This is a genomic window from Brasilonema angustatum, assembly GCF_059505445.1.
In genome coordinates, this window is sequence record NZ_JCACKO010000102.1 from 226,914 (window position 1) to 239,781 (window position 12,868).

Consider the following 12,868-nt stretch of genomic DNA (forward strand, 5'->3'; position numbering starts at 1 on the left):
GTCGTCTAAATTATTCAGTATTTTTTAGTTATTGCTTCAAGCAAGGGCTATTATCAGCTTTAGCAGGGATTAATTTTTAGATTATGGGTGAAGCAAAGCGTCGTAAAACTACACTGGGAGAAAAATACGGTCAAGATACAACTAGAATCTTGCCGTGGCTTCCGATCTCCAAAAGCGAAGCAGAAAAATTCGTCACATGGTCAACTCGACTTACCTGGATTGGCATTGGCGGTTTAGTAGCCGCTTGGGTGACAGTTCGTTTTATCGGTCCAGCTTTCGGTTGGTGGGAAGTTGTCTAAACCCTAACTTGGATAATTTTCTGACAACGATTGAAAGTATCAACACAACAGCTAGGTTTTCCTGGCTGTGTTATTTTTTTCTTTGTGAATTTATTTACTATAAATTAACCTACTCTAGTATATAGAGTATACTGAGAAAAGTTATGAAAGTAAATTTTATGTGAAAAACCTATTCATCTTAATATATCTCGAATCTCAAAAGAGCATACACTTTTTAAAAAGCTACTCGTTCTTCTCTCGAATGGCTCTTTTAAAAAGTATAAATAGCAACTCAAAAGACAGTAACAAAAATATCTGCCGAAATGGCAACATCGTTATCTTGAGTTCAGTTATTGTCAGTGTTAAGTCAAACGATTTAGGTTTTACACTTGGGATTGTGGATCAGGGTATTTCCTTTTACAGATAGTCACCCTCCGGGTTAGCAGTTCCCTGCAGAGCTTGATCTGCTCAACAACTCTTGACAAAGCACTGCTGAGAGCAACGAAGTGGCTGATATACCGTATACCTGACTATTAAGTACTTACCCCAAGCGAGAATCAAAAAACAGCTACGAGCATCTACCAGTTTCCTCAGATTCTATGGAGAAGTTGCTACCAATAGCTTAAAATCTTTACATTGCTTAACAACTGTATAGGCGTTTGACGAGATAATCACCTCTTGAAACAGGCTGATAAGACGTATGTCTGCCTTGTTGGGACAAAGGGTAACTAGTACACCTAAAAATAGCGGATCAAAGTACAAGTTCGGCATTTTCTCGACTTGACTTGTACCAAATATGAGTTAATCTTATAGCGGAATTGTTTAGACTTACCATCTACTTTGATGTGAATCTGTAAAAACAAGACAAAGTTAGCAATTCAATCCGATATTTCAGATCTACAAACTGAATACTTTGATACGGCACACCAAACTGAAATCGACTACCCTAAACTAGGTAGCCAATTCATAAATATATATCTGTGAATTGTAATGGATAGTTTACAATACCAATTGGTGCAAGAATCTAAAGAAAATATAAAAGGAAGCAAATAACTGTGGTGTTTGGAGGGAAAAATGTTTTTGAGACTAGCACAACAACATCGGCAATTCGTCCAAGACTTAGTGATGAACTTGCAAGCTTTAGCAATTGTCTTAGAGAGGCGAGGATATCCTGCCTCCTGCTACACCTGTGGTGACCAGATGAATAGTGCTTCATTTATGGTTAGCCTGGGAGAAAACCATCTGATTCGGTTTTTAGTCTCTGATTACGGGATCACTTGGACGGAAATGCGGGATGACCGCGAATTAATGAAGTTAGAAGGTGCAGAGGCTGTCAACCAATTGCAGGAACTTGCCAATATAGTCAAGCATCCTGTACCAAGCAGCGTAGGTAATAAACTTTTAGCTAAGCGGTGTTAGACAGTAAAAAGTTAAGAGTTGAGAGTTAAAAGTTAACAGTTAAAAAATCGTAACAGTGGCTAATAACTCGTAACTCATAACTTTCATACCTTATCTCAGAGCTTTATTGACATTGCTGCCACTGTTATTGTGACATTGGGGCGTAATGTGTGTTGAGTATTGTAAAAATTAATTGCCATACTAATAATTGCCCGCAGCGTATGAATGTCAATCAGCAAGCCATCTCAAACAATGACAAACCGTTTGGGATAAAAACGAGTAGTCCCCAATAGTAGGAGTGACTAAGGCTGTCACCCAAGCCTAATATTAATTGTGCGTAAATTTTGATTTCGTAAAAGTAATTTATCGTTATTGTAAAGCTTGAGCTTTTTTGGTCAACTTGCCTAAGAATAGTAAGGTATAAAAAGAACTTATAAAAAACTGAGTCCTGCCATCATCTACAACCCACAACGAAGCCATAATAGATAGAGCGCCAGTTTTTTAACATCTGATAACCAAAGTCTAAAATTTCCTCACCTAAAGAAATACCGGAGTCCAAAACCCACCAAGTTTGAGGTTTGACATAGAACTTTAAAGGAATCTGGAGCAGTAATGTCAGTTAGCTTATGAATAAATTGCACTATATGCGTGTAATTTTATGCTATTCCAGATTTGGAAAATCTATCTTTGTCTCCAAAAAATTTGATATGTCAGAGGAAAAATCACAACAACCACAACTGCAATCAACCACTGCAATTGACACTCCAGCAAGCAGTTCCTTTGGAAATTGGTTTGAATATTCTATAAGAGTCTACCCGCATCATACAGACTATGCAGGTATTGTCTGGCACGGTTCCTACATAGCTTGGTTTGAAGAAGCACGAGTAGCATGCTTGCGAGCGATCGGTATCGAATATGCTGATTTGGTCGCTTTGGGCTGTGATTTACCAGTTGTAGAACTCTCGATCCGCTATCACCGTCCGCTTCAGTTGGGTGCAACAGCGGTTGTAAGAACGCGGATGGCTGAGGTGACTGGCGTCCGTATTAACTGGGATTATGCAATTGAATCATCAGATAGGCAAGAATTATACGTTACTGCTCAGGTGACTTTAGTGGCAGTAGATCGAGAAAGAGGTAAGATTATGCGTCAGTTACCTAGTACTGTTATGGATGCCCTGGCACGGCTTTCAGGATCAAAAAATAATTAACTCATCCGTTTGATTAAAGGACGGAAAAATCCGGTTTTCATGAAACGGTAGCCTGATTCCTAAAGGACGCGTGTTCTGTGCGTGCGGTTACGCTTCGCGTATCCAAACAGCCATACGCGTCCCTTGCGCGTGTCCCCTTGGGACTCAGCGTCTCCAAAGGAGATATGAGAACGTGGTTGAACACAGGACAAAAAACTAATGACTAATAACGGGCAATATCCAAAAGTGATATTACCTAACCCTAAGGACTTGAGAGAACGCTTGAAGTAGCTGTATAATCTGATGCCAAATATCTTGAGGGCTAATTCCCAGACCAGCATGCAAAATAACAACAGTAGTAGCACTAATAAACGCAGTTCTCACTGTCGTCCTCACCACATTTCTTAATACTGTGTAGACAATCCAAGACACAATCAGGGTAGCAAACATAGATACACCTATTTCAAATAGAGTCTTACCAATGAAGGTATTAGAACAGAAAAAATTTCATGAGTGTAACCGTGACAGACATAAAGTCTCTCTTCAGGAATTCAGTAGTGCTGAGCGTTAAGGAGCCACTGCGTTGCACAGGTTTTCCCTGTTGTCCCCAGTGGCATTTTTGAGTAGAACTCCACAACGATAGTCTGCAGTGTCGGATCAACTTACTGCTGAAAGACTACAGATGTGAAAACCTTAAATTCAGTATTCAGCAACCCCAGTCGGCACCAAAAAAGTAGCAACTGACGTGGAACCTCCACAGACAAAAAGCTCATCATTGCTCAGTACTGTTTTGCTGAGAATGTTGAGTTTACTTGAGCTTTTTGCTGTAGTTGTTCTGCGCTTACTATACAATAAAAAATTTTAAAATTTAGTATGCCGGAAAACCTTATTTTAAAAAATATATTAAGTTTTGATTCTTGGTGTATATAGGTTTTTCGCAAAGTCTATACAGAAAACTTATGCAAGAAAAATAATTTACTTTTTTCGTATAATAAAATATAAATGAATAACTAAATGACGAAAGTCACTAAGCAACAACACAACTATATGTTTATACTCTTATACATCGCTATAAGGTAAAAATTACGAATAAAAAAAATAGCGCTCAGGAGTAAGCTGAACGCTGAACAGAAATACAATGAAAACCTAGGGTTGTAAGTCGTTTTTTATCGCAAAGATATTATACGCGGACGATTTTCCAAGTGTTGAGTTACTTTTAAAACTTCCTGCCTTGCCCATTTATCTGCGGTCAAAATGTCATCTAAAGAAGGATTTGCCCGATTATTGGCTTCGTGGCGATCGCACACCCATTCAATACACTGAGGAATATCTAAAAACTGAATTTTTTCTTCTAAAAACAAAGCTACAGCTTGCTCATTCGCTGCATTTAACACAGCAGGCATAGAACCACCAGCCCGACCTACCGCATAAGCTAGTTTCATGCAAGGATACTTTTGATGATCTGGTTCACAGAAGGTAAAACTGCCGATTTTGACTAAATCTAGTCGTTCCCAATTGGTGTAGATACGTTCAGGCCAAGACAAAGCATATAGTAAAGGTAAGCGCATATCAGGCCAACCAAGTTGGGCGAGAACAGAAGTATCTTGTAGTTCAATGAGCGAGTGAATAATACTTTGGGGATGAATCACAATCTCGATATTCTCGTAATCCAACCCAAAGAGGAAATGAGCCTCAATCACTTCCAAACCTTTGTTCATTAAAGTCGCAGAATCAACAGTAATTTTACGTCCCATCGACCAGTTAGGATGTTTGATCGCATCAGCAACTGTAACTTCTGCTAACTTCTCTACTGCCCAGTCACGAAAAGCACCACCAGATGCAGTTAATAAAATTCGTCGTAAACCTCCATCTGGAACACCTTGTAAGCATTGAAATATCGCAGAATGTTCCGAATCTGCTGGCAGTAATTTCACACCGTGTTTTTTAATCAGAGGTAAAACAACCGGGCCTCCAGCAATTAAGGTTTCCTTGTTTGCCAAGGCGATATCTTTACCAGCTTCAATGGCTGCGATTGTGGGTAACAACCCAGCACAACCAACGATACCCGTAACAACGATTTGAGCATCTCCGTAGCGGGCAACTTCAATGACTCCAGCATCACCAGCCATTAAAATCGGCTGGGGAGCAACGTCTTTGATTGCTTCTTTGAGTGCTGGCAACTTTTCTTCTGAACAGATAGCTACTATACTTGGTCGAAACTGCCGAATCTGAGAAGCCAACAAATCTACATTATTCCCAGCTGCTAACCCCACAATCCGGAATTGATCGGGGTATTGAGCGACAATGTCTAAAGTCTGAGTACCGATAGAACCAGTAGAACCAAGAAGAGTTATTGCTTTCACAATTGTTTCAGGATTGACAGACAACATTAATATAGATTGCTTGGGATACACAAATAAATTGATTTATCCTATATCCTTATACTCTGACACCTTACACAAGACGACAGGAAACCCCATTCTTTCTAAAAATGGGATCAACCGTCGCTCGTGTAAAGGACTGTAATCAACAAGTGTGCTTAAGTGCCTCAACAAAGCGAATGCATTTGCTAAGCATACCCAAGGTGCGTTGATTTGCGTTGGCTCAAAAATCAGTTCGATTTGCTACTAAGCTTAACGGGATATTGTCAGTGCTAACGGCTGATGGGGAGTGAGTTATCAAGAGGCGAAGTTGCTGGGGAATCTTTCAAAAAGTGTGAAAACGAACCAACTTCACCCTACCTAATGTTTTATTGCCAATCTTGAGTTCTACTGCTATGCACTATAAACCAGAAGATGAGTTAAACATCTCTCCAGAGCAACTTTTCTTTGCAAAAAAAAATGTTGTATAGAAAGACTATATAGTTAAATCTAACTGCCTAGGTTCATAGCGATATCTGCTAAATTTTAACTACTGATAGTAAATAGCTGGAAACTTTGTCAGCTATGTTTCTTATCATGTAATAACTCATGTTGGTGGAGGAGTGAAATGTGTGAAATGTTACTAAATAAACACCAAATTACAGCTATAGGCATGTGAATACACAGAGGAGTTTGAAAAACACTCAAGCTTATGGCTGAAATTCAAATATTTATCAAAAAAGTTTTCTGGAAAAATGATTTTCTTTTTCCTACGGTAATCTGGCTTGTCAGCCGATTATTTATTTGGGCTACTATGTTGCTGGTTGTTCCACATCTGAGCGCACCATCGCAAGGAATTACCCCTCAATTTGGCTGGGGAGTGTTTGATGCATGGGATAGTGTACACTACCATTCGATCGCAACATCTGGTTATGAATTTAGCGATGATGGGAAACAACACAATCTTGCGTTTTTTCCCTTATTTCCCCTAGCTATTTGGGTTTTCATGCGCCTTGGCTTGTCATTTGAAGTGGCAGGCACGCTGATAAATAACTTGGCATTTTTTGCAGCGCTTTATTGTATCTATTTTTGGGTGGAGGATCATTGTGGCACAAAGGAGGCGCGTTGGGCAACAGCTGTAGTGGCTTGGTGTCCACTGTCGATGTTTGGTACGGTTATTTACACTGAGGGGCTATACTTATTCTTGAGCACTGCGGCTTTGCGAGCCTTTGATCAAAAGCAATACCACTGGACTATCCTTTGGGGCGCAATGGCAACGGCAACCCGTCCCACAGGGTTAGCACTTATACCTGCATTTTTGTTAGCAGCATGGAGACAGCGTAGACCCTTGATGGCTTACGTTGCTGGGTGTGGCAGTGCAATCGGAGTGCTTTTGTTTAGCCTGTACTGTGCAATTCAATTTGGCAATCCCTTTGGATTTATCCATGCACAACGCGGATGGCGACCCTCCCTAGGATTTGATGGACAGGGTTGGTTAAATATGCTATTACAAATCACTGCTGGCACATCCCATTGGAAAGTTTTCTCAATAAATAACTACCTGCATCTCCTACTTCTTGGGGTTGTTGTCAGCTATGGTTATTGTTTGTGGCGCTTCCGTAAGCAACTTAATTCTCTTGCTGTCTGCGGCTTTTATGGTTTATCAATCTGCTTGTTAATACTAGCAAATGATTGGTTCATCTATAACTTTCTGAACGCAGTTATGGTTTGTGGTGGCACTTATATGTTGTGGCATTCACGCACTCAATTAACCCCAGTCACTGTGATCTATGGTTTGTGCGGGATCAGTTTGCTGCTTGCCTCCGGAGGTACGATATCCTTGGGTCGTTTGGCTTACGGTATTGTGTCACTGAGTGTAGCTTTTGGTGTATTCCTATCGCGCTATCCTCGCCAAGGATACTTAAGTCTGGGTTTGTTTGCTATCTTACTCGTCAGACTGTCTCTTAAATTTGCCCAAAAACTTTGGGTAGGGTAAAACTTGAATGCGCGGTTACAAATAGGACACAGATTTAAACGCTTGTCTTAATTAGGAAAAATATACCCGGAAGGCTAGACCGGGACTGGACACCCCACAACCGAATAAAACGTCAAAAACTAGGGGTGTAAGGGTGTAGGGGACATAACTAGTAGTCCCCCACATTAATGCTGTACTGGCTCACGCCACATGCCTCAACGCGCTTAACCCGCGCACGGTAAGACAGCGCTCTTTGGAGGTGACGACAACCGGCTGCGGGAGGGTTTCCCGACAGCCAGGCATCTGGCGTATGTGCAGCGAGACCGGAGGTATTCCCCGAAGGGGTCTCCCTATTAGTCTGAATTTAATCAAAACCCTTCTTTATTCGCAAGGGTTTTCTCTTTATACCCAAATTTGGAGCGACCAACCACCCCTTTTCACAGTCCTGCTATCACAGTGGTTTAGTTTATTCGGGCAATCAGTCTTTGCTGCACGCTTTCTGAGCGTAGTGCTTTTGATTGTCTTAGTGGTTGCGACTCCTCCAAATCCAAAGGGAAGACCCCCTAAGAACTTAGAAGTCATGCAGCTTGTATTAAAATACAAAGGTTCTACCCAATGGGTATTTACAGATCGCCCCATCTACGCGTTTTACGCTGGTTTACGCGTTCCTCCAGAAATGGCGGTAATGTCGTACAAACGACTCAACTCAGGAGATTTGACATTAGAAGAACTACTTGCTGTCTTACAGAACTATCGTCCTGAGCAAATCATTCTTGATAGGTGGACTGGACAAATCAAAAGTGATAGTCAACTCACAGCTTATATCAATAAAAATTACTCAAAAACTTATACAGACGAAAATGGTATAACAGAACATTACATATTATCAGCCCTGAATATGTAGGAACTTGAAAGGAAGGAGCAGTTTCTAGAAACACTCAAGCTTATGGCTAAAGGTCTAATATCTGCAAGCAAAGTTTTATGGGTAAATCCCTTACTGTTTCCAGCAACGACATGGCTTGTGAGTCGATTATTCATCTGGACTGCGATGTTGTTGATTGCGCCATTATTACCAACACCACCTGGAGGCATAACCCCCACTTTTGGTTGGGAGGTGTTTGATGCATGGGATAGTGGAAATTACCACGCCATTGCCACCACCGGATATGAATTTGTTAATGATGGCAAGTCACACATCCTTGCCTTCTTTCCCCTGTTTCCCTTAATCATCCGAGTTTTAATGAACTTGGGCTTGCCGTTTGAAGTGGCAGGAACATTACTCAACAATTTGGCTTTTTTGGCGGCGCTTTACTTTTTATACTTTTGGGTTAAGGAACAAGCTGGTGAAAGTGCAGCGCGGTGGACAACAGCTGTCGTTGCTTGGTGTCCATTATCGCTATTTGCAGGAGTCATTTACACTGAAGGGCTATACTTACTGTTGAGTACAGCAGCTTTGGCAGCTTTTGATAAACAACAGTATGGCTGGACTGCCTTTTGGGGTGCAATGGCAACAGCAACGCGTCCGACAGGGATGGCATTGATCCCGGCGTTTGCCTTGGCAGCTTGGAAACAACGCAAACCTCCTATTGCTTTTGTTGCCTCTTTTGCCACCGCTGCTGGACTAGTTCTTTTCAGCATATACTGTGCGATTCAATTTGGTGACCCTTTGGGATTTCTCCATGCACAAAAGGGATGGCGACCAACGCTTGGGTTTAATTGGCAGGGTTGGTGGAAAATGCTGATGCAAGTGACTATCGGGACATTGAATTGGAAGCATGGCGGGATCAAAGACCCCCTGCATCCTCTATTGTTTACGATGATTATTGCCATCGGTTCTTGTTTATGCTACTTCCGTAAACAGTTAAGTTCTGCAAAACTTGATTATGGCTTTGCCGCTTTAGTCTTTCTTTTGTGGATACTAGCAGGCGATCCATTGATTAACATAGTTGCTGTTTTCGGTAGTGCCTACTTATTATGGCAATTGCGCGCTCAATTGACTCCAGTCACTGTTATCTATGGCTTCTGCGGTATAGGTTTGTTACTAGCATCTGGTGGTACTATCTCTTTAAGTCGTCTGGTCTACGGTATTGTGTCTCCAAGTGTCGCTCTCGGTGTATTATTATCTCGCTACCCTCGCTGGGGTTACCTAACGCTGTTGTTTTTTACTATCCTACTTGCAAGCTTTGCTGTTCGATTTGCCCAAAAACTTTGGGTAGGGTAGATGGAAAGTAGAGTGATGATGAAAAAACTGATTTCGCCTAGTCCTATAAATTGGATGATTGGCGTGAGTGCGTTCGTTTTTTTTGGGTGCAGCATTTTAAGACATGAATTATTCCAGTCAAATGCTTATGACTTAGGAATTTTTGACCAGGCAGTTTACTTAATTAGCCAAGGCCAATCACCTATTTCTTCTTTTCTTGGTTTCCATATTCTTGGTGATCATGCCGCTTTGATTTTTTATGTCTTAGCGTTATTTTACAAAATATACCCTAGTGTTTACTGGTTGTTTGCAGTACAAGCAGTAGCATTAGCATTAGCTATCTTACCTACATGGCATCTAGCGCGTCATGCTGGTCTTAGAACTGGGCAAACCATAGCAGTTGCTACAGTGTACCTACTGTATCCATTAGTGTTCAATATTAATCTCTTTGATTTTCACCCAGAAGTGATAGCTGTGCCAGCATTGTTAGGGGCAGTTTTAGCCGCTAGACTGGAACGCACTGCCTGGTTTTGTTTATGTATCTTCCTGACGCTGGCATGTAAAGCTGTATTATCTATAACAGTTGCAGCAATGGGAGTCTGGCTATTGGTGTTTGAAAAGAAGCGACGATGCGGTGCGATCGCTCTTGTAAGCGGTATATGTTGGTTTGCGATCGCAACCAAAATTGTCATCCCTTTTTTTGGTACCCAAGCGGCGTCTGTGGAACGTCATATTGGTCGGTATGCTTATTTGGGAAACTCTTTTTCAGAAATTGCTAAAAATTTACTACTCAATCCAGGACTTGTGTTGGGACAGGTTTTTTCATTAGATAACCTAGAATATCTGCTGTTTTTAGTAGCACCTGTGATTTGGGGACTTTCTGTGCAAGCAATGCAGCCTTTGATTGCTGCGGTTCCCACTTTGGGGATCAATCTTCTGAGTCAGTTCTCAACGCAAAAAAACTTGATCAACCAGTATTCTCTTCCAGCAGTTCCATTTCTTGTGTTAGCTGTTATTTCCAGCCTTGCGATAGGTCAGGGATGGTTACGCAACAAACGAAAAATCATATTATGGTCAATTGTCGCATTCTTAGCTTTAGCCAAATACGGATACTTCTGGTCTATTTACTTAAATTCACTGGACACTTGGCAAGCCACACGACAAGCAGTTGCCCTAGTGCAAACAAAAGGATCTGTTTTGACAACTGCTGAGATTGCCCCACATTTAACACATAGACCAGTTGTCGAGTTGACAAGCGCTAACTCACCACCTACTAATTTGGCAGAGTTTGACTATATACTATTGAATGTAAATCATCCTGGCTGGCTAAGTGATCGAGAGTTTGCGACTAACTTGGTAGAGTCTCTCAAGAAAACTCAGTTATTTGAGCTGCGCTACCACCAGGACGGCGTACATTTGTTTGTTAAATAAGTTTTCCGTAATCAGGTTTAACTAAGGCAGTAGAGGTGATTTCACCCTTACTGGCATTATCCTTGAGTTAACTGCGGTATTTGTGCCAACCCTAGCTCTATCTAAACTTAGCTTCATAGAATTTTCTCAAAGATTTTTTCAGACAACAAATGTTGCTTCAGTATATGTTATCACATCGTATTCACCACATAATATGCTTTAATAAGTACAGATTTTTTGATTGTTAAACATAATTTAGTTGTATCAGTTTTCACATTTTCCGTACTTTTACTGAAAACATAAATTTGAAAGTCGAATAACAATGAAGTAACAATCCAAACGATTCCGTAACTGTAGATTCACTATTAAAATGACTTAATAATGATTGAGAACTGATAAATTACCTAGCCCAAACATGAGTATTTCCATAGCTGTACTGAGAAAAATATGATTCTCAGCAAACTCTGCGTTAAGGGAAAATATATATTTGACAATAAGAAACTTTATTTTGTTTCGGGCGTCTAGTATTTTTCATCGGGCTAATGATTGATAACAGAGAATATACTAAAAAATTAAGATTTTTTTCTGTCTTCAATAAGCTTTAGCAGTAGAATATACAGTATTCTCTATGTAACTGATACTTCAAAATAGACAACGCAAAACATTATTTATGCAAAAGAATCATCATACTTATAATTATTACCAGATATGTTAGTTTAAAGCGAGATCATCCTGGTTTCCTCTAAAGCTGTATCATTTATCGGCTTAATCTTTATATTTCTGTTAATCTATATTTAAATTTTTCGGATTATCAGAAAACACCTACGTATCTCTGATTGAGATAAAATGTGCTGTCGCACACCCTTAAACACATAACTCATGATTCCACCCCGAGGAGCTTTGACGTGGAAACTAACAAATCGTATGTTTGGTCACATGGAGTACTAATTGCCCTAGTTTGTTTTTGCGCCAGTTTAAGTGTTGGTTTGGTAATGCCTGTCAATTCTAACACTTCTGATACTCAGAAAAAACAAGCTACGAATGTGAAGGATACAGGAGCGAAAGTAGAAACTCAACAGCGCATGGAGACATTCAAGGCGGGAATGCTAACAAGTTGGCAGGAAGAGGCAAAAACAAAGGGATTTTCCTATGATGTACCATCGCGCTTTAAAGGTGCAGTTGTTGAGAATGCAAAACTGAAGAAAGGGGAAAAAGTTATTGCACTTACCTTCGATGATGGTCCTTGGGCTACATCTACTCCAGAGGTGCTGGATATCCTGAAAAAAAACAATATAAAGGGTACATTCTTCGTTATTGGACAGAACCTAAAGACCCATCCAGAATTAGCGAAGCGAATTGTGGCTGAAGGTCACGTTATAGGCAATCATACCTGGCATCATTGGTATCACTATTTTAATCCACAGGCAGCTGCCTATGAAATTGAAAGCACAACAGACTTAATTTATCAAATCACAGGTGCGAGAACCACTTTGTTTAGACCACCTGGTGGAATTATGCATAATGGGGTGGCTGCTTATGCTAAAAACAAAAATTACACCCTGATTATGTGGTCTGCTGACTCCGTTGACTACAGTCGTCCTCCTGTACCAAAATTAATTAGGAACGTTATGAAAGAATCTAAACCAGGTGGAATTGTATTGATGCATGATGGTGGTGGGAATCGCTCCAGAACTGTCGAAGCTTTACCACAAATTATTAGCGACTTTAGGAAACAGGGCTATCGCTTTGTCACTATACCAGAACTATTAGAAATCCAAGACCAAGAACTACAGTTAACAGCATCACAAAAGAATAATACTAAATAATTATTAGCCATTACTAACCACTAATAATAAGAAAGTCAGTAGAAAGATAAAACTCGTTAGAAAACAACGTGTTCTTTGAATTTGGGTTCGGGTGAAAGTCCCTCCGCAAAAGCGCATTAGATACTCAAGACAATTAAACTCGCGGCTGGTGAGTTGTATTGCCAGTTGATTGCAATTGACTTATCGAGTTATCTGATCGAGTTTGAGCTGTTCAACCGAAAAGCAGATTTTTGC

At 40.5% G+C, this 12,868-nt stretch carries 10 protein-coding genes; 8 read left to right on the plus strand and 2 right to left on the minus strand.

What is annotated here, in order from left to right; all coding sequences use genetic code 11:
* Positions 1 to 83: 83 nt before the first annotated feature.
* On the plus strand, positions 84 to 299 hold the full coding sequence (locus AC5JM2_RS17705) for a DUF2839 domain-containing protein (protein WP_495836162.1): 216 nt from the start codon (positions 84 to 86) through the stop codon (positions 297 to 299).
* Positions 300 to 875: 576 nt separating this feature from the next.
* Here AC5JM2_RS17705 and AC5JM2_RS17710 read toward each other — a convergent pair.
* Positions 876 to 1,049, minus strand: coding sequence for a hypothetical protein (locus AC5JM2_RS17710; protein WP_495836163.1), 174 nt, complete (start codon positions 1,047 to 1,049; stop codon positions 876 to 878).
* 303 nt (positions 1,050 to 1,352) lie between these two features.
* On the opposite strand from AC5JM2_RS17710, the gene AC5JM2_RS17715 reads away from it, so the two are divergent.
* Both AC5JM2_RS17715 and AC5JM2_RS17720 read left to right on the plus strand, forming a co-directional pair.
* Positions 1,353 to 1,697, plus strand: a complete 345-nt coding sequence (locus tag AC5JM2_RS17715) for a DUF1815 family protein (RefSeq protein ID WP_495836164.1) — start codon at positions 1,353 to 1,355, stop codon at positions 1,695 to 1,697.
* Positions 1,698 to 2,383: 686 nt separating this feature from the next.
* Entirely contained in the window at positions 2,384 to 2,884 is a 501-nt protein-coding gene (locus tag AC5JM2_RS17720) for an acyl-CoA thioesterase (protein ID WP_495836165.1), read from the plus strand.
* A 1,145-nt stretch (positions 2,885 to 4,029) separates the two neighbouring features.
* Here the strand turns inward: AC5JM2_RS17720 and AC5JM2_RS17725 are convergent.
* Positions 4,030 to 5,226 (minus strand): 1-deoxy-D-xylulose-5-phosphate reductoisomerase, encoded by a 1,197-nt coding sequence (locus AC5JM2_RS17725; protein ID WP_495836166.1) that lies wholly within the window; start codon positions 5,224 to 5,226, stop codon positions 4,030 to 4,032.
* A 709-nt stretch (positions 5,227 to 5,935) separates the two neighbouring features.
* Between AC5JM2_RS17725 and AC5JM2_RS17730 the strand changes: the two genes are divergently transcribed.
* The 5 genes from AC5JM2_RS17730 (at position 5,936) to AC5JM2_RS17750 (ending at position 12,634) form a co-directional block, all read left to right on the plus strand.
* Positions 5,936 to 7,219 carry a mannosyltransferase family protein gene (locus AC5JM2_RS17730; RefSeq protein WP_495836167.1) on the plus strand — a complete coding sequence of 428 codons (1,284 nt, stop codon included), beginning with the start codon at positions 5,936 to 5,938 and terminating at the stop codon, positions 7,217 to 7,219.
* A gap of 559 nt (positions 7,220 to 7,778) precedes the next feature.
* A complete protein-coding gene (locus AC5JM2_RS17735; protein ID WP_495836168.1) occupies positions 7,779 to 8,102 on the plus strand; it encodes a hypothetical protein in 324 nt (107 codons plus the stop codon).
* Positions 8,103 to 8,144: 42 nt separating this feature from the next.
* Positions 8,145 to 9,419 (plus strand): mannosyltransferase family protein, encoded by a 1,275-nt coding sequence (locus AC5JM2_RS17740; protein WP_495836169.1) that lies wholly within the window; start codon positions 8,145 to 8,147, stop codon positions 9,417 to 9,419.
* Between the two features lie 15 nt (positions 9,420 to 9,434).
* Positions 9,435 to 10,829, plus strand: coding sequence for a DUF2079 domain-containing protein (locus AC5JM2_RS17745; RefSeq protein ID WP_495836170.1), 1,395 nt, complete (start codon positions 9,435 to 9,437; stop codon positions 10,827 to 10,829).
* Between the two features lie 884 nt (positions 10,830 to 11,713).
* Entirely contained in the window at positions 11,714 to 12,634 is a 921-nt protein-coding gene (locus tag AC5JM2_RS17750; protein ID WP_495836171.1) for a polysaccharide deacetylase family protein, read from the plus strand.
* Positions 12,635 to 12,868 lie beyond the last annotated feature (234 nt).